The organism is Pseudomonas asplenii, from assembly GCF_001293465.1.
GTDB classification, from domain to species: domain Bacteria; phylum Pseudomonadota; class Gammaproteobacteria; order Pseudomonadales; family Pseudomonadaceae; genus Aquipseudomonas; species Aquipseudomonas fuscovaginae_B.
On the sequence record NZ_JSYZ01000002.1, the window covers coordinates 366,987 to 390,055 of the forward strand.

General features: G+C 61.4%; 21 protein-coding genes. 3 read left to right on the forward strand and 18 right to left on the reverse strand.

Annotated elements, in window-relative coordinates:
- Positions 1-81 precede the first annotated feature (81 nt).
- Positions 82-693, forward strand: coding sequence for a DedA family protein (locus PF66_RS03705; protein ID WP_054061918.1), 612 nt, complete (start codon positions 82-84; stop codon positions 691-693).
- On the opposite strand, the gene PF66_RS03710 is transcribed toward PF66_RS03705, so the two are convergent.
- Positions 658-2,283 (reverse strand): methyl-accepting chemotaxis protein, encoded by a 1,626-nt coding sequence (locus PF66_RS03710; RefSeq protein ID WP_054061919.1) that lies wholly within the window; start codon positions 2,281-2,283, stop codon positions 658-660. The genes PF66_RS03705 and PF66_RS03710 overlap by 36 nt on opposite strands.
- A gap of 700 nt (positions 2,284-2,983) precedes the next feature.
- On the opposite strand from PF66_RS03710, the gene PF66_RS03715 reads away from it, so the two are divergent.
- Positions 2,984-4,417, forward strand: coding sequence for a PLP-dependent aminotransferase family protein (locus PF66_RS03715; RefSeq protein ID WP_054060166.1), 1,434 nt, complete (start codon positions 2,984-2,986; stop codon positions 4,415-4,417).
- 47 nt (positions 4,418-4,464) lie between these two features.
- Here the strand turns inward: PF66_RS03715 and PF66_RS03720 are convergent, their stop codons facing one another.
- The 11 genes from PF66_RS03720 to PF66_RS03770 form a co-directional block, all read right to left on the reverse strand.
- Entirely contained in the window at positions 4,465-5,286 is an 822-nt protein-coding gene (locus PF66_RS03720) for an N-acyl homoserine lactonase family protein (RefSeq protein ID WP_054060146.1), read from the reverse strand.
- A 13-nt stretch (positions 5,287-5,299) separates the two neighbouring features.
- Positions 5,300-6,268, reverse strand: a complete 969-nt coding sequence (locus tag PF66_RS03725; protein ID WP_054060147.1) for a diiron oxygenase — start codon at positions 6,266-6,268, stop codon at positions 5,300-5,302.
- A gap of 71 nt (positions 6,269-6,339) precedes the next feature.
- Positions 6,340-7,089 carry a TauD/TfdA family dioxygenase gene (locus PF66_RS03730; protein WP_054060148.1) on the reverse strand — a complete coding sequence of 250 codons (750 nt, stop codon included), beginning with the start codon at positions 7,087-7,089 and terminating at the stop codon, positions 6,340-6,342.
- Between the two features lie 20 nt (positions 7,090-7,109).
- A complete protein-coding gene (locus PF66_RS03735) occupies positions 7,110-7,991 on the reverse strand; it encodes a branched-chain amino acid aminotransferase (RefSeq protein WP_054061920.1) in 882 nt (293 codons plus the stop codon).
- Positions 7,988-9,052 carry an Ldh family oxidoreductase gene (locus PF66_RS03740; protein WP_239688068.1) on the reverse strand — a complete coding sequence of 355 codons (1,065 nt, stop codon included), beginning with the start codon at positions 9,050-9,052 and terminating at the stop codon, positions 7,988-7,990. The genes PF66_RS03735 and PF66_RS03740 overlap by 4 nt, the downstream gene beginning before the upstream one ends.
- Positions 9,053-9,081: 29 nt before the next feature.
- Positions 9,082-10,428, reverse strand: a complete 1,347-nt coding sequence (locus PF66_RS03745) for a KamA family radical SAM protein (protein ID WP_054060151.1) — start codon at positions 10,426-10,428, stop codon at positions 9,082-9,084.
- Between the two features lie 247 nt (positions 10,429-10,675).
- Complete coding sequence (gene yfcF / locus PF66_RS03750) at positions 10,676-11,329, reverse strand: glutathione transferase (RefSeq protein WP_081009784.1); 654 nt, start codon at positions 11,327-11,329, stop codon at positions 10,676-10,678.
- Positions 11,330-11,720: 391 nt separating this feature from the next.
- Positions 11,721-12,206 carry a cupin domain-containing protein gene (locus PF66_RS03755; protein WP_054060153.1) on the reverse strand — a complete coding sequence of 162 codons (486 nt, stop codon included), beginning with the start codon at positions 12,204-12,206 and terminating at the stop codon, positions 11,721-11,723.
- Between the two features lie 50 nt (positions 12,207-12,256).
- Complete coding sequence (locus PF66_RS03760; protein WP_054060154.1) at positions 12,257-12,748, reverse strand: RidA family protein; 492 nt, start codon at positions 12,746-12,748, stop codon at positions 12,257-12,259.
- A 68-nt stretch (positions 12,749-12,816) separates the two neighbouring features.
- Complete coding sequence (locus tag PF66_RS03765) at positions 12,817-14,112, reverse strand: ATP-grasp domain-containing protein (RefSeq protein WP_054060155.1); 1,296 nt, start codon at positions 14,110-14,112, stop codon at positions 12,817-12,819.
- Positions 14,113-14,132: 20 nt separating this feature from the next.
- Positions 14,133-15,233, reverse strand: coding sequence for a hypothetical protein (locus tag PF66_RS03770; protein ID WP_054061922.1), 1,101 nt, complete (start codon positions 15,231-15,233; stop codon positions 14,133-14,135).
- 125 nt (positions 15,234-15,358) lie between these two features.
- On the opposite strand from PF66_RS03770, the gene PF66_RS03775 reads away from it, so the two are divergent.
- Positions 15,359-16,771, forward strand: coding sequence for a PLP-dependent aminotransferase family protein (locus PF66_RS03775; protein ID WP_054061923.1), 1,413 nt, complete (start codon positions 15,359-15,361; stop codon positions 16,769-16,771).
- A 72-nt stretch (positions 16,772-16,843) separates the two neighbouring features.
- Here the strand turns inward: PF66_RS03775 and cyoE are convergent, their stop codons facing one another.
- From cyoE to PF66_RS03810, 6 genes are all read right to left on the reverse strand, one after another.
- Entirely contained in the window at positions 16,844-17,731 is an 888-nt protein-coding gene (gene cyoE, locus PF66_RS03780; RefSeq protein WP_054060158.1) for a heme o synthase, read from the reverse strand.
- Positions 17,732-17,741: 10 nt separating this feature from the next.
- Positions 17,742-18,071 carry a cytochrome o ubiquinol oxidase subunit IV gene (cyoD, locus tag PF66_RS03785; protein ID WP_017904871.1) on the reverse strand — a complete coding sequence of 110 codons (330 nt, stop codon included), beginning with the start codon at positions 18,069-18,071 and terminating at the stop codon, positions 17,742-17,744.
- Positions 18,072-18,698 carry a cytochrome o ubiquinol oxidase subunit III gene (locus PF66_RS03790; protein WP_054060159.1) on the reverse strand — a complete coding sequence of 209 codons (627 nt, stop codon included), beginning with the start codon at positions 18,696-18,698 and terminating at the stop codon, positions 18,072-18,074. It abuts the gene before it with no gap.
- Between the two features lie 3 nt (positions 18,699-18,701).
- Positions 18,702-20,720, reverse strand: a complete 2,019-nt coding sequence (cyoB, locus tag PF66_RS03795) for a cytochrome o ubiquinol oxidase subunit I (protein WP_054060160.1) — start codon at positions 20,718-20,720, stop codon at positions 18,702-18,704.
- 3 nt (positions 20,721-20,723) lie between these two features.
- The gene (gene cyoA, locus PF66_RS03800) at positions 20,724-21,650 is read right to left on the reverse strand and encodes a ubiquinol oxidase subunit II (protein WP_054060161.1); all 927 of its coding nucleotides are present in this window, start codon (positions 21,648-21,650) and stop codon (positions 20,724-20,726) included.
- A 784-nt stretch (positions 21,651-22,434) separates the two neighbouring features.
- A complete protein-coding gene (locus PF66_RS03810; protein ID WP_054060162.1) occupies positions 22,435-22,944 on the reverse strand; it encodes a disulfide bond formation protein B in 510 nt (169 codons plus the stop codon).
- Positions 22,945-23,069: the final 125 nt, after the last annotated feature.

The window sequence follows — 23,069 nt, forward strand, 5'->3', positions numbered from 1 at the left end:
CCCTACACGGGCATCGCCTGCCCGCAGGCCGGCGCGCAGGCAAAACCGCCCACGGACCGATAGACGGATCGACCCACACTCATGTTCGAACACATCGACTTCAACTACCTGCTCGCCACCTATGGCTACTGGGCCATCTTCATCGGCTGCCTGCTGGAGGGCGAAACCATCCTGGTTCTCGGCGGGGTGGCGGCGCATCAGCAGGTCCTGCAACTGTGGACGGTGATCTTCTGGGCCAGCCTCGGCGGCATGCTCGGCGACCAGTTGCTGTTCTGGGCCGGCCGCTTCTTCGGTGCCCGCCTGCTGCCGCGCCTGCACCGCCAGCAGGCGGCGATCGAACGGGTGAGCGGACTGATCGTGCGCTATCCGCTGGCATCGGTGTTTTCCGTGCGTTTTCTCTACGGCATGCGCCTGGTCGGCCCGCTGGTGATCGGCGCCAGCGGCCTGTCGCCGCTGCGCTTCAGTGTGATCAACCTGTTCGGGGCGGTGGTCTGGGCCACCCTGTTCGCCTCGGGTGGCTATTGGGCCGGCGAGTTCCTCGAAGAGTTGTTCGGCAACCTCAAGCCCTATCGCCTGCCCATCGCCATCTGCGTGGTGCTGTTGATGGCCGGTATCGCCCTGCTCCGCCGTCATCGGGCCCGACGCAAGGCTGGCCGGTCAGAGGCGAAACTGCCCGACCATCGCGCGCAGTGAGTTGGCCAGTTGCGCCAGCTCATGGCTGGAAGCGCTGGTCTGGTCGGCACCGGCCGCCGAGCGCAACGACAGGTCGCGGATATTCACCAGGTTGCGGTCGACCTCGCGGGCCACCTGGGCCTGCTCCTCGGCGGCGCTGGCGATCACCAGGTTGCGCTCATGGATCTGGCTCACCGAGGCGGTGATGGTCTTCAAGGCATCGCCCGCGCGCTCGGCCAGCACCAGGGTACTGGCGGCACGCCGGGAACTGGCCTGCATCGAGTCCAGGGCCTGGGTCGAGCTGCTGCGCATGCCCTGCACCATCTGCTCGATTTCCTGGGTCGATTGCTGCGTGCGGTAGGCCAGGGCGCGGACCTCGTCGGCCACTACCGCAAAACCGCGCCCGCTCTCACCGGCCCGGGCCGCCTCGATGGCCGCGTTGAGGGCCAGCAGGTTGGTCTGCTCGGCAATCGCCCGAATCACATCGAGCACCTTGCCGATGTCCTGGGACTGAACAGCCAGTGACTGCACCAGTTCGCCGGTCTGCTCCACCTCGCCGGCCAGGGCGTTGATCGCCTCGGCGGTTTCGCTGACACGCTCCTGCCCCAACCGGGCCGATTCGCTGGACTCGCGCGTGGCTTCGGAAGTGGACACCGCATTGCGCGCCACCTCTTCCACCGCGGCGGTCATTTCATTGACGGCGGTGGCCGCCTGTTCGATTTCGTTGTTCTGCTGCTGCAGGTCACGGGTGCTGCCAAGCGTTACCGCGTTCAGCTCGTCCGCGGCGGTCGCCAGTTGCACCGATGAGCCGCTGATACCCTGCAGGGTATTGCGCAGCGTCTGCTGCATGGTCGCCAGCGCCTCGAGCAGTTGAGTCACCTCGTCGTTGCCACGGGCCTCGATGTTCTGGCTCAGGTCGCCACGGGCGACATGCTGCGCGGCATTCAGCGCCTCGCCCAGCGGCTTGACGATACTGCGGGTGAGCAGCATCGCCAGGGCCACGGTGGCCAGGGCCGCCAGTACGATGAACAGGATGACGACGGTCCGCGAATTGCTGTAGTGCGCCTCGGACTTCACGCTCTCGGCCTCGACCCGCTTGCTGAACAGGCCGGCCAGATCGTTGAGCTGCTTGCCGGAACCATCGACCACGGTCTTCATGTCCACCAGCAGCAGCTTGATCAGTTCATCGCGCCGCCCCTGTTCGGCCAGGGTGAACGATTGGGCGATACCGGAACGGTACGTGGCTAAGCTCGACTTGAACTGGTCATACAACTCACGGGATTCCGGTGTGGTCACCAGCTTGTCGTAGGCGACGATCTTTTCGCTCAGTTCCCTGTCGCGTGTGTCCATCTGCGAGCGGTACGTGGCGACGTTTTTCGGATCCGGGTCCAGGGCCATGCGCAGGGAGATCGTGCGGATGCGCAACATGAGCTCGCGAATCTCGTCACCCCCGCGAATGCTCGGCAGCCATTGGGTTTCCACCGCCACTTCACTGTCGCGGATACTCGACATCTTCTCCAGGGCAAACAGTCCGAGGAAGGCCACGAGGACCGCGATCAGGGCAAATCCGAGCGCTGCGCGCGGCGCGATATTCATTTGGCGAAGAAGCATGACGGCGGCCTTTTCCGGGGAGGATGCGAAGTGAAATAGCGCAGGCATGACTGCCGACGATTGGCAGGCTATCGGCAAGTCATACGACAACTTGAAGGGGCTTTTAAAAAAGAGGGACCCGTACCGCTCGCACAGGAGCGGCCAGAATCAATCAGGGAGAATTCGCACAGCGGGACAGGAACCCTCACTTTTCCAGCGGACACAAAAAACCCGCCGAAGCGGGTTCTTTGCCGACCATCACGACTCCTGTCGTCGGCCATCCTGGCCTGGGGTCTGTCTTCCATGACGCTGTACACATCCTTGCGTAGCAGCAGTGGGTAAAGAATAAGCGCCCGCAGCAAGCTCCGACAGAGGAGATCTCGGTGTCCCCATGTAAGCCTTTCGCCATACCTCGACCGAGCCCACGCCGGCCCCGCAAGCTTCCGCCGATCGCCACTCGTCCCCGCAAGCGCTCAACAGCGCACAGGCAGACCGTCGCACCGGATAGCCAGCGAACTTGCAAAGACCCTGGAGAGCGCAACACCCTGCAATCCAGCAGAGACTCCCTGCATACCTGACAGGAGGGCCGCTCCATGGACAGGGGATGCCCGACGGTTATGTGCCAAGAACCTCCCTCCCACCCTCAAGCATCACGGGTCCGCCTGCAATACGTCATTCGCTTTACAGTCACGACTTCAGTGATGCGATTTCGATGGTCAATATGAACTCGCCTCCCCTCTATCGCCAACTCGCCAACCACTACCTCAACGCGATCCAGAACGGAACACTCAAGACCGGTGAACGTTTTCCATCCATTCGCCTGATGATGGAAAAACATGCCATCAGCCTCTCCACCGCCGTCCAGGTCTGTCGTCAATTGGAGGACTACGGCGTGTTGGAGGCACGCCCACGTTCCGGCAACTTCATCCGCCAACCCGCCAAGCCCCTGGCGATCTCGACCGCCAACGAAGCGATACTGCCACTGGATACCAGTCATTACGTCGGTATCCACGAGCAGGTCTCCGCCGTAGTCAAGGCCAGCCAGCAGGCCTCGATCCAGGTCAATCTCGCCAGTGCCTACTGTGGCGCCCAGATCTATCCGCTGAAAACGCTCCAGGATCACATGGTCAAGGCCTTGCGCCAGGACCCGCACCTGATCGGCAGCCCCTCGCCGGCCAGTGGGGCGCGCCCGCTGCGCGATCTGCTGGCCCGGCGGGCGCTGGGTTCGAAGATCAGCATCACCGCCGACAAGATCGTCATCACCAACGGGGCCACCGAGGCCATCAACCTGGCCTTGCGCGCCGTGACTCAACCGGGAGACATCGTGGCGGTGGAGTCACCGACCTTCTATGGCCTGCTGCAGATTCTCGAAAGCCTGAATCTGCGGGTGCTGGAAGTGCCGACCCAGCCCAAGACCGGCATCAACCTGTTCGCCCTCGAGCAGCTGCTCCAGGGCCCGGAGCGGATCAAGGCGCTGATCGTCATCCCCAACCTGCACAATCCCCTGGGCAGTGTGATGCCCGATGCGCACAAGGCGCTGCTGGTGCAACTGTGCGCGGACTACGACACGGTACTGATCGAGGATGACACCTACTCGGATCTGGCCGATACCGAACAGCCGCTGTCCGCCCTGAAAAGCTGGGACCGCCACGGCAACCTGATCTACTGCGCCTCCCTGAACAAGACGCTCGCCCCGGGCCTGCGGCTGGGCTGGATCGCTGCGGGGAAATGGCACGACCGGGTCGAAATGCTCAAGCACACCCAGTCGCGCAACTGTGAAATGCTGCCGCAACTGGCGGTCGACGCCTTCATGAAGACACCGTCCTACGAGCGCTACCTGCGCAGGCTGCGCGGGCAACTGACGGAACAGAGAAAGCAGATGAGCGCCGCGATCCTGCAGCACTTTCCGGAAGGTACGCGCATCACCAGTCCCAAGGGCGGAACCCTGCTCTGGGTGGAACTGCCCCGGGGGCATTCATCGCTGGAGCTGTTTCACCAGGCGTTGCGGCAAGGTATCTACATCTCGCCAGGGATGATCTTTTCCAACTCGCGCAGCTTCGATCACTTCATCCGCATCGGTTGTGGAACGCCCTACTCGCCACGTATCGAAAACGCGGTGCAGACCCTCGGGCGATTGATTGCGCGCCAGGGCTGAAACGCCGATGCAGGGGGAAGCCTGCCGATGGAGCTTCCCCCTGATCGCTACACCCGATCCAGCGGATGCTCGTGCAGGCAGATGATGTGCGGGTCGCCCTGCCAGCGCGGGAAACGCTGGGCCACCTGCGGATCATGCCCCGGAATGACGTGATCCTCGCCATCCACCAACGAGTCGATGGTGGCAAAGGCCTCGAGGGTCTGGGCCATGTCATCGAGAATCGGGAACGGGCTGCGCAGGCGGATATTGGCCCACAGGTGCGCCGAATCCGAGGCCAGCACCACCCACCCACGCCGGGTCGGCACACGGACCACCTGGCTGCCCGGCGTGTGCCCGCCCACCGCGTGAATCGTTACCCCCGGAACGATCTCCGCGGTGCCGTGGTGCAGGCGCAGGCGCCCTTCGAACAGTGGCGGGATCGCCGACATCACGTCATCCACCTCGTAGGTCTTGCTGATCGCCCGATGGCTCATCTTCGGCCCGGTGCAGAACCGCAGTTCCTCCTCCTGCAAGTGGATGGTGGCCTTGGGAAACAGGCCCAGGTTGCCGGCATGGTCCCAATGCAGGTGCGTCAGGATCAGGGTCTCGACCTCGGCCGGATCGATTCCCAACCGCTGCAGCGACTCCTGCGGCAAACGGTACATCTCGCGGTTGCGACGATCCGCCGTGGCCGGCTGGAAACAGGTGTCCACGACCACCACGTGCCGATCGTTGCGAATCACCCAGAAGTAATAGTCGAGCGGCATCGGCGCATTGGGATCGCCGCAGCAGGCATCGTAGAGAAAGTTCTCCCTGGCGGTACGCTGGGAGTTCGCCCCGACACGAATGGCAAACACCTCATAGACCGGAGACAGCGCTGGATTCGACATGCGGGCACCCTCCTCAGGCCGGTTGCGCGGCAGGCGCCGCCTTGACGGTCGAACTGAAATCGAAGTTCATCTGCGCGGTGATCCCCAGGTCCTCGGCCAGACGATACAGGCCGCTGTAGTCGCGCATGATCGCGCTGCCACGGCTGGCTTCGCGGGTGTCGCCGATGATGACGTCGACATCGGCCACGCCGAGCTGCGTCAGGATCGCCTCCCACATCGAATAGTCCTGGGCGACGAACGCGTGCAGCGCCTGCGGCAGTGTCTGCACGAAGAAACGGCGCTTCTCGGCGTCCATGTGCTCGTACATCACCTTCGCCACTTCGGCCAGCACCTTGCTGTGGGCGTACTCGTCACGGTTGTGCAACTCGGCGACACGGCGGTTCTGCGGCTGGATGCTCTGGTCATCGGCCAGCATGTCCAGGTAGGCATTGACGCTGATCTCGGCGACCACCGCAAAGGTGATCGCGGCCAGGTCCCGCTGCCAGGCATGGGGCAGTTGCGCGCACAGGGCCTGCAAACGCAGGTAGGTCACCGAGGGTGGCAGGTCCAGATCCCGTTCCAGCTTGCGATCGGCCTTGCTGCGCTGAATCGCCCGCAGGTGCATCAGGGTGTGATAGTGCTCGTCGATCAGGGTCTGCTGCATGGCTTCGCGAAAGTGCCAGTCATCCTTGCCCAGATACTGGTTGGCGATGACGCTCAGGGCCGGGTTGACCACGCACTCCTCGGCCGTGACGGTACGCAGGTTGTAGCCGATCCAGCCCCAGGTCAGGACGGCACTTTTGAGTTCCTCGTCCAGCGCCTGGAATTTGGGATGATGGTAGAACGGGACCATGGCAATCGGATAATCCGGCTTGCTCGGGTCGAACTCCTCGGTCAGCGGAAACTTGTCGCCGGCGCAGACCGTTGCGCGCCTGGTCCAGGCCTTGTTGAGTTGCACGACCAGCTTGTGGTCGACCTTGGCGATGACGATGGCTTGTTGCATGACGTGATACCTGTAGAACGCGCACGGGGTCCGTGCGCGGGAAAAAAGGGAAATCGCGGGGGCTGCCGGGCTCAGGCGAGCCAGTAGCGGGTCAGGTGCCGCTTGGGATCGCGGTACTGGCTGCGCGCATGCATCAGGCGCCAGTTGTCCCAGATCAGCACGCAACCATCGGGAATCAGCAACGGCGTGCAGTGCTCCAGGAAGAACTGCTCGCCCAATGCGGCGATTCGACCCAGAGGCGTACCACTGTTGCGGCCCTCGGGAGCGCTCAGATCGTCGCGGGACGGATTCACGTCGCCGTAATGGAACTGGTTGTAGCTGAAGCGAAAGATGTCGCCCTCGGCGTTTTCCCTGAAGATGTACTCTTCGAGCACCCGCCGGGTCGTCTCCCCGGGCTTGGCGGTGGCGTTGAAGGCCACCGGGTTGCGCTCGATCCAGTCCTTCAGGTCGGCAGGCAGCGTCTTGAGAAACGCCAGGCCATCGGCCAGTTGCGTATGCCCGCCACCACAGGTCGCCTGGTGGTGACAGTGCAGTACCAGGTAGCGCGGCGGCGGATCGTAGACCGGCGCTTCGGTATGCGGACCGATGCCGTTCATGCTCTGGGAGTACGGCAGGTCGTCGAAGCCCGGCTTCAGGGTCACCTCGAAGGTGTACAGGCCATTGAACTGCGGGATCACCCGGCCGAACGGTGCCAGCGTTTCGTACAGATCGGCACTCAGTTCCTCGGGCTGCAGCAGGGTCCAGCCCTGCTCGGCGAGTTCACGGTGGTGATGGCTCAAGGCGCGTTGCGGAACCACGCTTGCAGCGATTTCTTCCAACATGGCGAAAGTCCTTTTCTGAATCAGGCGATGACGGCGGCGGAGTAGGCGGCGATCAGGTCGCGACAGGCCTGCCCGGGCTGGTACTGATGCTCGTCGATGCTGCGTACCGGAGTGATCTCGGCGGCGGTTCCGGTCAGGAAGCACTCCTCGAAGTCACCCAGTTCCTGTGGCAACAGCGTGCGCTCGATCACTTCGTAGTCCAGTTCACGTGCCAGGCGGATCACCGTCTGGCGGGTGATGCCGTTGAGGAAGCAGTCCGGCACCGGGGTATGCAGTTGCCGCCCCCTGACGAAGAAGATATTCGCACTGGTGGCCTCGGCCACATGCCCGCGCCAGTCGAGCATCAACGCGTCGTGGTAGCCGTTGTTCTCGGCATCGTGCTTGCTCAGGGTCGCGATCATGTACTGCCCCGAGGCCTTGGCCTCGAACGGGCTGCTGCTCGGTGGCGGACGCCGCCAGAGCGCCGTCTTGAGCCTGATCCCGGCCATGCGTGCCGCCGGGTCGAAGTAACTCGGCCACTGCCAGCAGGCAATCGCCAGGTGCACGCGGTTGAAACGGGCCGACGTCGAGATCATTTCACTGCCGCGCCAGGCCACCGGACGCAGGTAGCCATCGGTCACGCCGTTGCGTTCGAGCAGGGCATGACTGGCCTCCTCCAGCGTCTGCAGATCATAGGGAATGGTGAAGTCCATCAATTGCGCGGAGCGATACAAGCGCTCGGAGTGCGCACGCAGCTGGAAAATCTTGCCGCCATAGACGCGCTCGCCCTCGTAGACCGTACTGGCGTAGTGCAGCCCATGGGTGAGCACATGGATCTTCGCGGCCTTCCACTCGACGAACTCGCCGTCGAGCCAGATATAGCCGTCGCGTTGATCGAAAGGAATCGCTGCCGGGCCACTCATACCGTCACCTCCGCGGTGTTCATCAGGACGCTGGTCACTTCCAGCCCACACAGCCGAGCCTCGGCCATCAATGCGCTCGCCTCCTCCTGGGAGGCAGGGATCCCGGCAATCAGACGATTGCGCCGGGTGTGGGCCTGGGGATCACCGGCCACGTGGACACGCTCGCCGGCCTGGGCCGGAGTCGAGCGGATGGTTTCCATCAAGCCGGCAAGGCTGGCCTGGAAGCTGCGCAGGTCAGTGAAGGCGGAGATATCCAGGGCGATCATGAAGTGACCGATCTGACGTCCCTTGCTGAAGGAGCCGGTATCCAGATGATCCAGCTGGTGATCCAGTGGCATGCCGGTCAGCAGGCAACTGAGCACCTGCACCATCATCGCCAGGCCCTGACCCTTGTAGCCGCCCAGGGGCGACAGAGAGACCACTTCATCGGGCTCGGCGGTGTCATTGCCGTCCTTGTCCAGCGCCCATCCCAGCGGCAGCGACAGACCGAGCTTGCGGTAGTGCTTGACCTGGGAATAGGAGATCTGGCTGGTTGCCATGTCGAGCACGAACGGTTGTCCGTCCGCCGGTGCGGTGAAGCAGATCGGGTTGGTACCGAACATTGGCTGCTTGCCCTTGAACGGTGCCATGCGCGCGGCAGCGCTGGTGGTGACGATACCGATCATGCCGCTGTTGGCGATCTCCAGCCCGTAGACCGACGCCGCGCCGAAGTGGTTGGAATTGCCGACGCCCACCGCGGCGATGCCACTGCTGCGGGCCTCCTGCACGGCCAGCTTGGCGGCATACATGCCGGCCACGGTGCCCAGCGCCTGGTCGGCATCGAGAATGATCACGTTACCATTGCGTCGTTGCACCTGGATGTTCGGGATCGCATGGCTGCGGCCTTCGTCCAGCTCCCGCAGGTACAGCGGGAACAGGCGCAGGCCGTGGGTGTCGACACCCATCAGCGAAGTGTCCACCAGGGCATTGGCGAACCAGTTGGCGTGCTCCGTCGACACGCCACGGCGCTTGACCGCCTGTGCACAGACCTGGCGGGCAGTGTGCGGATTCAGATAGATCATGGTGTTCATTCCATCGAATAGGTTTGGGATCAAACGGCTTCCAGCGCGACGGGAATCAGTTTCGGTGGCGCGGCACTGTCGTTCTGGAAGAAGAAGAACTCTTCGCCGAAGGCCGGGACCAGTTCGTCGAACCAGGTCGCCTGCGGGTCGAACTTGGCGTAGAAGGTGCGCAATACCCACTGCGGGTTGCGGGCCTGGAGAAACTGCAGGACGAAGACTTTCTCACCCGCGACGGTCTCGATCCCGTTGATCACCACCTTGCCGTAGAAGGTGCTCATCGACGGCCCGCGTACCGTGCGCGCCAGACCGGAGACCGTGCGATAGGCCGACTGGTAGATCTCGAAGGCGCGATACAGCGGCATCGCGAAGTAGTGGCTGGGGCCGGTATCCCGCTCGACGAAGAAGTAGTAGGGAATGGCGCCCAGGCGAACCCCCTCGGTCCACAGTGCCGCCCAGTCGGCCGGGTCTTCGTTGATGTGGCGAATCAGCGGTGCCTGGATCCGCAGAGTCGCTCCGGACGAACGGATCCGCTGGATGGCCTGACGGGCCATGTCCTGCCGGATCTCCACCGGATGGTTGTAGTGCCCCATCACCGACAGGTTCTTGCCACTGGCCACCACCCGCTTGAACAGGTCGATCAGCGCGTCGGCATCCTTGTCCGTGACAAAGCGCTGCGGCCAGTAGGCCACCGACTTGGTGCCCAGTCGGATACTTCTGATGTGCGCCATGTCCGGTGCCAGCAGCGGCTCGATGTACTCGGCCAGGGAACGGGTGTTCATGATCAGCGGGTCACCACCGGTGATCAGCACGTCCGTCACCTCGGTATGCACCCGCAGGTACGCCGCCAGTTCCTGGGATTCGCGGGCGTTGAACTTGAGTTCGTCCTCGCCGATGAACTGCGCCCAGCGGAAACAGAAGGTGCAGTAGGCGTGGCAGGTCTGGCCGGCACCGGGGAAGAACAGTACGGTTTCCCGATACTTGTGCTGGATACCCGACAACGGCTTGCCGTCCAGGGTCACGGTGTTGTGGGTCAGTTGCCCTGCCGGATGCGGGTTCATCCGCTGCCACACCTGTTCCACCTGGCGCTTGACCGCCGCGCTGTCATCACCGTCGATCAGGGCCTTGAGCGCCTCGTACTCATGGGGATGAAGCATGTCGCGATGAGGAAAGGTCATGCGGAAAATCGGATCATCCGGAATGTTGTTCCAGTCGATCAGGGTGCTGAGCACATAATCGTTGGTGCGAAATGGCATGACCTTGGAGACGACCGTCATTGCTTCCTGCAATTCTGGAGTCAGTCTTTGCCAATACACCGTATCGCGAATAGTTCTTGAATTATAAGGTTTATACTTTTGCGGTTCGGACAGTCCCTGCATGACAGCGCTCCTGAAGATTCTGTTATGAGTTCAGCTATGTATCAATTTGAACCAGACAGATTTGCCGGATATATCTCCAGCCATCACAGACAAAACAAATCCCATTGCCCTTGGCGCCATATGACGCGGCAACTTGTTTTTATTGATTAGAGGTCTTTGGCCACTGCCAGCAACTTCGTGCCTATTGGGATCTTCACGGCATTGAGCAAGATCGATCATTGTCCCCAACGGATCGATCAGGTCGTGTTCAGTTCGCTGGCAACGGCGCCACGCGCTCCTGCCCGATCCAGGCCTGGACACTGGCGCGACTCCATTGCCGACGGACATAGGCCGCCAGTTGCTCGGGCATCTCGTCACCATTGGCCAGCAGGCGATTGAGCATGATCGCCAGGTCGGTATCGGCAATGCTCCAGTCGCCGAACAGATGGCCGTCGCTGTCGCCCAGGAAGGTACTTGCTACCCGGTACAGGCGCTCTACGGCGGCCTTTGCCGCGTCGGACAGAGGCTGATCGCGCTTACCGAAGTAGATCAGGTCCGCCGGCCGCTCCTGGCGGATCACCAGCAGGTCGCTGCGCAGCCAGGCCTGCAGTTGACGGGCCCGGGCACGTTCCTGCAGACCACGGGGCAGAACCTGTTTATGGCCGGCGCCGGCAAACGCCTCGTCGAGATACTCGGCGATGGCCGACGACTCGGTCAGGGCGAAACCGTTGTGCACCAGGGTCGGCACCTTGCAGGTCAGCGACAGGTCACGATAGGCCGGCAGATAATTATCGCGTTTCTTGAGATCGACAGTAACGATATCAAACGCAAGTTCCTTTTCTTTCAGTGCAACAAAAGCCGACAAGGCAAAAGCACTGACAAAATCGGCGCCGACATGAAGAGTTAATTTTTGTTCAGCCACAGGATATTCCCTTCCATTTCCATATACATGTGAACTTTCAGCCGAATTGCTCGACCGAAAAAACCGTCAGACAGGCGAGCGGGCAGCGTACAGGTGTACAGCTGATTGCCCATCACTCGAATTAACTCAGAGACACTGCCTACGAAATGGATCGTAAATAACTGAATGACGCTTCGATAGATACAGAAAATGCCAGTTTGTATCGATACAGATGACCGCAGGATGACAGAATGCTTGCAGATATCGATGCAAGAGAGTGACCGGGAGAAGGGGGACACCACCGGCAGCCTGCCGAGCGACGAAAAAGGCAGGCACAAACGCAGGCAGGGAGCCAGCGAACGCTGGCTCCCTGCCTGGGAGAACGATGAAGGAAAATGGTGGAGAGGGTTACCTACCCGGTCTTGCCGATCCGGCCGTTCTGATCGGCAAAGTTCGACAGCGCCGCCACCTGCGGCATGTTGCTGATATTGAGCATGACCAACGGCTCCTGCGTGGAACCGTTGATGAATCCATGGGCGTTCCACGCCGGCACGACGATCACGTCACCGCCGCCGATCGGCACGGGCTGGGCATCGCCGAGGGTCAGCTGGCCCTGGCCCGACTGGATGATGAACAGGTGCCACCAGGTATGGGCATGCTGGTTCAAGGTGGTGCCGGGGTTCAGCCATTGCATCGAGATCACGGTGCCCGGCAGGATCTCGCAACCGCCGATACTCGACTCGCTCGACAGGGCGACGATGTCGGTATCACTTGGTTGCATCTCGCGTTGCAGGCTGGCCAGGTCCGTGCCCTTCCACACCTGCGGTCGAGGTGACTCGCCCTGCAGGCTGTCGCGAAAATCCTGATAGGTGAAAAAGCTGCCCTTGAAGGTGTCCATGTGTCATTCCATTTTTGCGGCGAGACGTTCCCATCGCGCAGACATTGATTTTATAGCTGGCGCAAAGCCCCTTCGTTAACCGCGGCAATGATATCGACTTCGATCGCGGCATTCTTCGGCAGTTGGTACACCCCCACCGTCGTCCGGGTATGCCGGCCGGCATCCCCCAGTACCCGATGGAATACATCCGAGGCACCGTTGGCGACCTCACTGAGATCGGGGAACTCTTCCGTCGACTTGACGTAGACCGTCACCCGCGCAAGGGACTTTATGCGATCCAGCGAACCAATGGTTTGCAGAATCAATGCCAGCCCGCGCATGGCGCTGATGCCGGCAGCTTTCTGCGCCTCCTGCAGGGTCAGGTTGACGCCGACGCGACCGGGGAGGATCACCTTGCCGCTCATCATCGGCACGAGCCCGCTGACGAACACCTGGTCATGCAGCCGCAAGGCTGGCGAGTAGTGCCCTCCAGCGGTATTTTCACCATAGATGTCATAACCCAGTTCCTGGGCAATGGCGATAAAACGTTCATCACACGACATCGACATCACTTCCTTCTGTGGCTGGGCCAGCTCCGGGATAGAAGATTCAGGCCATGAGGCAGCGGGGTTCACGACAGGGCCTCTTCAAGGCGAACGGAAGATTCCACCTCCAGCGGTGACACCACGATCGCCGACTCGATGGCCCTGACCAGCCGCAGCAGTTGCTCGCTGAGCGTGGAATAGTCGCTGTTGAAGAGAATGACGTGACCGATGAACGAGGTGTTGTCGGTCACCAGGGCCGAGACGCGCTCGCCCACGCCCTTGCTGTACACCGCCTCGATCACCTCGATACCGAGCTCGGCCGCCAGCTCGCGGATATCCGGCAGATAGTGCAGGGAACCATGGGCCGGAGCACTCAGCAGCCGGATGCCGCAATAGCCCTGCGCAGTCGGCTGCCGCTCCTCCATCCGCCCTTCCACCGCCCAGCGCACCCAGCTTTCCCAGGGGTTGTACGCGGCGAAGGCTTTACGCGCCAGGTCCCAGATGTGCATGCCACCGGGGCGCATGTTGGTTTCCACGGCCGAGGTCAGGCCATTGCCCTTGAAAAACACCTCGTTGTGGTAAGCCCCATTGCGGGGCGACACCAGTTGGCGCATATGTTCGCCGGCGGCAGCGATGGCCAGCAGGGCGTCGCCACTCAGCGGCGCCGGGACCACCTGCTGGATCTCGGCACGATAGGCACCTTCGGTGGTGGTCTTCTCGGTGATCCAGGAACGCCCCGCCACGCAGTCCCAACTGTACTCGCGGGCCTCCTCCACCAACTCCTCGACGATGATCCCCCCCGAGCGATAAGGCTCCAGCGCCGCCCAGGCCGGCGCACATTCGTCCAGCGAGTGAATGACCCGGCAACCGCGGCTGGCCCCCTCGCAGGCGGGCTTGATGAAGGCCTTGCCGCCCAGGGCCTGCACGCGCTGAAGCAACTCCTCCAGTCGCTCGACGCGGCAGGAAAACACCGGCTGATAACTCGCCGGTGAGCTGGGCGCGGCAGCTTCCAGCTGGCGGAAGATTTCCTTGTCCAGCCCGGCACGGGCCTCGTCGGGGGTAATCCCCGGCAAGCCGTGGCGCGTGGCCAGGGCGGCACCGAGCAGGACCCCACGATCGGAAAACGGCAGGACACCGATCAGGTTCCACTGTTCGAGCTCCAGGCAGCCACACACTGCATTCAGGGCCGAATCCAGGTGCTCGGCGGCCAGCGATGTGGTCCAGACATAGTCCGCCACTTCGTAGTCTTCCAACTGGACCTTTTCCACCAGCAGAATCAGCTTGGCCTGATACAGCGACTGGCACAGCTGGCGCAGCTTGGCGATGTCACGTACGCGGTTGCCGTTATAGCCGACCACGATCACACAGGGTTTTGCACTCATCTCGGATCTCCCTTGCGAACTCAGTCATGCAGCGGTGCGTTGAGTTTACGGTTGAGGCCGTACCAGGCCAGGATCCCCAGGGCACCGATCAACCCCAGCACGTAGGCGTTGTAGGGATCGGGCAGGGCCCGCATCAGCAGCACGGTCACGCCGGCACCGACGCCCAGGGAGACTTCCTTGGCGAACATGCTGTTCTGCTTCACGGAGAAGTAGTCCAGGTAGCTGAACGCACACTCGGCGATGGACAGCAGGGTGACCCAGATGAACGCGCCGACCAGGGTCTGCACATGGAACAGCGCTGGCGAGGAAAGCACGAGGAAGCCGGCGAAGATGATGCCGATCACGGTAAACACCTTGAACCGGCCGGTGGCCTCGATGACACGCATCACCGGCACCTGCAGGAACACCACCACGGCACTGTTGAGGATCAGCATCAGGCCATACCAGGAGGGTAATTCGCCGGTTTCCCGCAGGATCGCCTGGGGCAGGATCGAAAACACGCCGAACAGCTTGATGCCCATGATGATCCCGGCGATCACCCACGGCAGCTTGCCGAGCCAGCCGGCTCCGCCCTGGCTCTTCGCCGGGGTGGAAATGACCGGGAGCTGCAGGCTCGCGCCCATGGCGACCGGCAGGCACATCAGGACGAAACCGGCGGCGCCGAGAAAGAACAGGGTGGGGGTCAACTGCGGCGACAGCAGGATCAGGCCGGCGATCAGGCTGCCCATGTTCATGGCCACGCGGTTGTACGCCGCGCCTTCCTTGGTCTGCGCCGCCTCGCTCTTGATCAGGTAGCCGGCGATGGCTATCCCGTAGGCGAACAGGGCCGCGCCGAACATGACGATGCCCTGGTTGCGGGTCAAGGCCAGCAGGATCAACCCCGCTCCGGCGCACAGCAGGGTGACGCCGAGGGAGCGCCGGCCGAGCAGCAGCAGGGTCAACGGCAACAGCAGCAGCAACGCGCGATAGCCCAGCGCCAGGACACTGTTGGTGGCGGTGTCGAGCCAGACGTTGGCCTTGCCCAGTACCGCGAACAGCGACACCGCGGTAATGATCCGAATGATGAACAAACGGACGTTAACGGCCGGCTTGGCAATCCCGGCAGTTGTTTCAACACTCATGGAGAACCTCTTCAATCAGAACGACGCACTGGATGATGGCGTCGATACTAGAGAGCGGAGGTCTTCTTGATCAGAGCAAGTTGGACTAGAATCCTCCGAACTTTATTGCTCGGATGACCAGTAAAATGCAGGCGCAGAGAGCCGTGATCGCTGCCATCGAGTTCGAGCGTGGAGCCCCGCTGGTACAGCAGATCGTCGAACGCTTCACCTCAGCCATCAGCCAGGGCGCCCTCCAACACGGCGCCAAGCTGCCACCGATCCGTGAACTGTCCGAGCTGATGGGCGTAGGCAAGTCGACAGTCGTCGAAGCCCTGGACCGCTTGCGGGCCAAGGGGCTGGTCGCCTCCCGGCAGGGCTCGGGGCACTATGTCACGCGCCTGAGCGCGGCCGCCCATGCCGGCGTCGGCCGTGACCTGCTGCCACAGGACACCCTCAGCGTGGTACGGCGCGCCCTGCTGCTGGACAACGGCGCCCTGCGTCCGGGCTGCGGTTTCCTGCCCTCCTCCTGGCTGCCGGGCGAAGAACTGCTCAAGGCCGCCCGCGGTACCCTGCGCTCGACCACCCTTCGCATGGGCGAGGCCGGCGTGCCGGCCGGCTATGTTCCGCTGCGCCAGGCCCTGCGGGTCAAACTGGCGACCTTCGGTATCGAAGTTCCGGTGGAGCAGGTCGTGACCACCGCCAACACGGTGCAAGCCATCGACATGCTGATGCGCCTGCTGATCAAACCGGGCGATACGGTGCTGCTGGACGATCCCTGCTATTTCAACCTGCGCTCGAACCTGTCGCTGCATGGCGCCAGGGTGGTCAGCATCGCCCGCGGTTGCGAGGGGCTGGATTTCACCCACCTGGAACAACTGCTCGAGCAGCACCGTCCGGTGCTGTACCTGACCAACACCACGCTGCACAACCCGACCGGGCACTCCTTCTCCCCGGCCCAGGTCTATCGCCTGTTGGAGTTGAGTCACCGGTACGGCTTCCATATCGTCGAGGACGACCTGTACTGCGATATCCAGCACAAGCGCACACCGCGCCTGGCCGCGGCCGGCGGGCTGGAAAACATCAGCTATGTCTCGGGCTTCACCAAGACGCTGAGCGCCAACAGCCGGGTCAGTTACGCCGTGCTGACACCGGAACTGGCGGCGCGCATGATCGCGCTGAAGATGATGAGCGGTGGCGTGACCTCGGAGCTGGCCGAGCAGATGACCTACCGGATGCTCAGCGACGGCAGCTACACCAAGCACGCCCGACGGTTGGTCGATCGCCTCTACGAGTCGAACGCACGGGTGGCGCAGTGGCTGGGTGAAGCCGGTTGCGCGGTTTCCTCCTGCCCGGGAGAGGGGCTGTTTCTCTGGACCCGCCTGCCCGCCGGTATCGACGCCGAAGTGCTGGCCCGCAAGGGGCTGGAAAATGACATTGTGCTGGCGCCGGGCACCTTGCTGAGCGTGGCCGACGATGCGACGAGTTTCCTGCGGTTCAATGTCGCCCACAGCGATGATGAACGTGTGCGGGAACGCTTCCTGCGCTTGCTCGGCGACTGAATCGCCGGGCATGTCGCAAAAAAAAGCCCCGCACTTCCTGAGAAGGCGGGGCTTTTCCGTCATGCGGGTCACTCAGTGCGCATAAGTCAGCAACAACTCGGTCGGCACTTTGAAATCCAGGGACATCATCACGCTCAGGGCGGTAATGGTGAAGATCGAGAACACGAACAGCTTGCGTGCCCAGACCGTGTCATCCACCGCCTTGTAGCCGGTCCAGGCCATGTACAACCAGTACATGCCCATGGCCGCGGCCACGGCGAGGTAGCTCATGCCGGCATAGCCGCTGAAGGTCAGCATCAGCGTCGCGGCGACGAAAGCCAGGATGTAGAGCAGGATGTGCTTCTTGGCCACGACGATCCCACGCTTCACCGGCAGCACCGGAATCGATGCGGCCAGGTAGTCGTTGAAGCGGAAGATCGCGATGGCGTAGGAATGCGGCATCTGCCACAGGCTGAACATCACCAGCAGCGTCAATGCCGCCATGTCGAAGCTGTTGCTGACCGCAACGTAACCGATCACCGGTGGCATCGCCCCCGACAGACTGCCGATCAGCGTGCCGTGAACCGACTTGCGCTTGAAGTACAGGCTGTAGAGACCGACATAGATGACGAAGCCGATCACTGCGAACAGCGCCGCCAACGGGTTGGCGACGCGGTACAGCAAGGCTACGCCGGCAACGCCGAGGACGGTCGCGTAGACCAGTGCCAGTTTCAGGGAGATGAGACCCTGGACCAGCACGCGGTTCTTGGTGCGCTCCATCTTCAGGTCGATGTCACGGTCGATGCAGTTGTTGAACACGCAACCGGACGCTACCACCAGCGAAGTGCCGATCATGGCCGCCAGGAAGATGGCCAGATCGACATGCCCCTTGGAGGCCAGGAAGAAACCACCCGCCACAGAAAGCACGTTACCGAAAATGATCCCCGGTTTGGTGATTTGGATAAAGTGCTTGAGCGACATCGGGTTTACCTCACTTCGCCATCATGACGGCGTGGATGGTGAACATGATCCACAGCGACAGACCTACCAGCAGGACGATCACCAGCGCCGCGAAAATGAACGCGATCACGTTGTTGCGCTGCGCGGCGGAACGGTCCAGGTGCAGGAAGTACACCAGGTGCACCAGCACCTGGATCACGGCGAAGATCAGGATGATCCACAGGGTCGCGGCTTTTGGCAGCGACGGGTACATCACCAGGCCGAACGGGATGGCAGTCAGGATGATCGACAGGATAAAGCCGATCATGTAGGACTTCACGCTGCCATGGTTGGCATCACTGGAATGGTGTGCATTAGCCATTTACAGGGTCCCCATCAGGTAAACAACGGTGAATACGCAGATCCACACGACGTCCAGGAAGTGCCAGAACAGGCTCAGGCAGCTCAGGCGGGTGGTGTTGGTCGGCGTCAGGCCGTTTTTCCAGACCTGGTACATCATCACGGCCATCCAGATCAGGCCACTGGTAACGTGCAGACCGTGGGTCCCGACCAGGGTGAAGAAACCGGACAGGAAGCCGCTGCGGTTCGGACCGTAGCCTTCTTCGATCAGCTTGTGGAATTCGTTGATTTCCATGCCGATGAAGCCCAGGCCGAACAGGAAGGTGATCGCCAACCAGCCCAGTACCTGGCCTTTCTTGCCCTTGAACAACGCCAGCATGGCGAAGCCGTAGGTGATCGAGCTGAGCAACAGGCAGGCGGTTTCGCCCAGCACGTATGGCAGTTCGAAGATGTCGTGGCCCGACGGGCCACCCGCTACGTTGTTAACCAGCACCGCGTACGCTGCGAAGATCGACGCAAACAGGATGCAGTCGGTCATCAGGTAGAGCCAGAAACCGAATACGGTCATCTCGCCCGAGTCGTGGTGGTGGTCATCGTGCCCATGGTCATGACCATGGGCGTGTCCAGCATGAGTCACTGCATTCGACATGGTTTAAGCCTTTTCCAACGAGGTTTCAACACGGGAGGCCGGAATCACCTTGGCCGCGACCAGCACCTTGTGCTGTTCGGCTTCGATGCGTTCGATGGTCTCGACCGGCACCATGTAGCCCTGATCATCACGGGCTGCGTGGATGATGAAATAGATCACGGTACCTGCGAGGCTGGCGATCGCCATCCACCAGATGTGCCAGATCATCGCGAAACCGAAGACGGTCAGCAGAGCACCCATGACCAGGCCGGTCGCGGTGTTGTTCGGCATGTGGATCGGCTGGTAACGCTTGGGCACGCTGTAGGCGGTACCGTTTTCCTTGGCTTCGGTGAACGCGTCGACAGCGTCGGCTTTCGGCAGTTCGGCGAAGTTGTAGAACGGCGGTGGCGACGAGGTCGACCATTCCAGGGTGTGGCCGTTCCATGGGTCGCCGGTCACGTCCAGGTTCTGCTTGCGATCACGCACGCTGACGTAGATCTGGATCAGTTGCGAAGCGATACCGAAGGCGATCAGGATCGCACCGACGAAGGCAACGTACAGGTACGGTACCCACTCAGGGTTGGTGGTGGCGTTCAGGCGACGGGTCATGCCCATGAAGCCCAGAGCGTAGAGCGGCATGAACGCAACGAAGAAGCCGGTGATCCAGAACCAGAAGGCAGCCTTGCCCCAACCTTCATGCAGCTTGAAGCCGAAGGCTTTCGGGAACCAGAAGCTGAAGCCGGCGATGTAACCGAATACCGCACCGCCGATGATCACGTTGTGGAAGTGCGCGATTACGAACAGGCTGTTGTGCAGCACGAAGTCGGCACCTGGAACGGCCAGCAGAACGCCGGTCATGCCACCGATGGCGAAGGTCACCATGAAGCCCAGGGTCCACAGGACCTGGCTGGTGAAACGCAGACGACCACGGTAGATGGTGAACAGCCAGTTGAACAGCTTCACCCCGGTCGGGATCGAGATCAGCATGGTCGCCAGGCCGAAGAAGGCGTTGACGTTGGCACCCGAACCCATGGTGAAGAAGTGGTGCAGCCAAACCATGAAGCCCAGCACCGAGATCGCGCCACTGGCGTAGATCATCGAGTGGTGGCCGAACAGTTTCTTGCCGGAGAAGGTCGAGATGACTTCGGAGAAGACACCGAAAGCCGGCAGGATCAGGATGTAAACCTCGGGGTGACCCCAGGCCCAGAACAGGTTGACGTACATCATCGGGTTGCCGCCGAGTTCATTGGTGAACACGTGGAAATCCAGATAACGGTCGAGGGTCAGCAGTGCCAGGGTAGCGGTCAGGATCGGGAACGAAGCCACGATCAGGACGTTGGCCCAGGTGCAGGTCCAGGTGAAGATCGGCATGTCCATCAGTTTCATGCCAGGGGTACGCATCTTCAGTACGGTGGCCAGGAAGTTGACCCCGGTCAACGTCGTACCCAGACCCGATAGCTGCAGCGCCCAGATGTAGTAGTCCACACCCACGCCCGGACTGTATTGCAGCCCCGACAGCGGCGGATAGGCAACCCAGCCGGTCTTGGCGAATTCGCCAACGCCCAGGGACAGGTTGATCAGCACCACGCCGGACACCAGCAGCCAGAAGCTCAGGGAGTTCAGGAACGGGTAGGCAACGTCACGCGCGCCGATCTGCAGCGGCACGACGATGTTCATCAGGCCGGTGAAGAATGGCATCGCCATGAAGATGATCATGATCACACCGTGGGCGGTGAAGATCTGGTCATAGTGATGGGGAGGCAGGTAGCCAGGCGAACCCTCGGTGGCCATGGCCAACTGGGAACGCATCATGATCGCGTCGGCGAAGCCGCGCAGCAGCATGACCATGGCGACGATGATGTACATCACGCCGATTTTCTTGTGGTCGACCGAAGTCAGCCACTCGGACCACAGGTAGGTCCACTTCTTGAAGTAGGTGATGGCCGCGAAGACCGCCAGGCCACCGATCGCGATCATGGCGAGAGTCACCATGACGATCGGTTCGTGGAACGGGACCGCGTCCCAGCTTAATTTACCAAACATCGTTTACTCCTCTGCCCCGGCAGCTGAATGCGAACCTTCCGTTGCGGCCACTTCCTTCTTCTCGTGCTCGACCGGCTTGCCTGGTTTCATGCCTTCGTACTTGTCAACGATGACCTGGAACAGGTTCGGCGTAACGGAAGAATAAAGCTCGACCGGGTTGTCCTGGCTCGGCTTGGAAAGTTCTGCGTATTCGGCTTGTTCAAGCTTTTTAGGTGACTGCTTGACCTCAGCAATCCAGGCATCGAAATCCGCCTGGCTGGTTGCGATCGCTTTGAATTTCATACCGGTGAAGCCGGCACCGCTGTAGTTGGCGGAGATGCCCTCGTACACGTGATTCTCGTTGGAGATCAGGTGCAGCTTGGTCTGCATGCCAGCCATCGCGTAGATCTGGCCACCCAGGCCCGGGATGAAGAACGAGTTCATCACGGAGTCGGAGGTGATCCGGAAGTTGACGGGGGTGTTGGCTGGGAACACCAGCTTGTTGACGGTGGCGATACCCTGGTCCGGGTAGATGAACAGCCACTTCCAGTCCAGCGAAACCACTTCGACGTTGATCGGCTTGACGTCGGATTCCAGCGGACGATAAGGGTCCAGGGCGTGGGTCGACTTGTAGGTCACGATGCCCAGGAACAGGATGATGATGGCCGGAACAGCCCAGACCACGATTTCGATCTTGGTCGAGTGGTTCCATTTCGGCGCGTAGGTGGCGTCCTTGTTCGATGCACGATATTTCCATGCAAAGGCAAGGGTCATAAAGATCACCGGCACCACGACCAACAGCATCAGCAGCGTGGCGGTGATGATCAGGTTACGTTCGTCCAGGCCTACCTGACCTTTGGGGTCAAGCAAGGTCATGTTGCACCCTCCCAGCAACAACGTGCCGAGCAGCGGCAATAAGCCTAGCAATCTGGGGTACCTAGTTTTACTCATCTCACGACCTCTAAAGCAGCTTGCGCAATGCAGTTGGGTTTTGATCGCCAACACTTCACCCTGCCAAGGGTTGGCATTTTTCTTCAATTGAATAAGGGCCTGCCCTTCGCGCTGATCGCAGATCGGCACATCCGGAGCTGGCAGTGAGTCTTATTCGATTTCGTCGGTCAAAGGCCTTGTTACAGACCAATTCCATTTGGTGCGGATACTTGGAAGGTTGCCTGCACCCGGGATCGCATGGCACCTTTTGGCCCCTGTGCTCGCTCAAAAAATGAACGACGCAGGACACTCAGTGCGGGCGATTGTAGATATGTCGGGTTTTATAAACCATGTCTCATCCTGAAATATTTTTTATCAAGTGACGCAACAATCATTCACCGATTTTGCAATGATACAGAATCGTATCGCTTTTCATTATCAACAAGAAGCACTGACACCCCCTTCTACCGGACAACCTGACTGGCTCTTCCAGCCTTCCTGAAGCACCCGCCGAGGCCGGTCCAGCCCCTGTAAAACGGGGCCCACGGCGACTCTTGGGGAGCGTCGAAGGTACTGGCGGCGGGGCCTGGGGAGAAAAAACGGCCGAGGGAACTTTCCCGGGAATTGTTGTCGATTGCAGAGGCCCAGGTGAGTCGAAAACGCTCCCTGCGACCGCTGCGACGTGACAATATGTCGCAGTTTTTTCAGGCCTTTTGTTGCCTTCCATCACGGCCTTTTTTACCGCTGCGCAAATGCGAAAGCGCCCCGATTCCGGGCATCGGAACCGGGGCGCCCGAGAGGCCGCTCAGCGAGCGTTTTTACGGTTGCGGTAGATCCCCAGCGGCACCAGCACCACAGTCAGCACAAAGGCTACCAGAGCCCATTGCGCCAAGGACAGGCCGAGCACCGGCGGGTATGGCGTTTCGCAGAAACCGTCGACCTGGAAGCCCAGCGGGAACAGTTTGGCCAGCGGCAAGCCGTCGACGATCGGCTGCAGCACATCGATGCCACAACTGACCTGGGGAAAGGCCTGGATATACACATGCCGGCCGGCCACGGCGAGGCCACCGATCGCGCTCAGCCACACCAGCACTTCCAGCACCGAAAGACTGCGCCGGGTCGGCATGGCCGCGCCGATGAAAGCGAAGATCGCGATGAACAGCAAGGCATAACGTTGCAGGATGCACAGCGGGCAAGGTGCCTCGCCGAGCACCACCTGCATGTACAGCGCCCCGCCGATCAAGGCCAGGCAGATCACCCCCAGCAGGACGAGAAAGCGCTTTTCCCGTCCCAACCGCATCATTTCGTCATTCATCCCGTTTCCCTTGTGACTCGTTATTGGATCAGCCGAAGGGCAGCGCTGACAGCCGCTGCATCAGGCCGAGGTTGCCTGCGTTCGGCGCACCTGGCGCCATCCGGGCATGGTCGATCCCTGGTTCG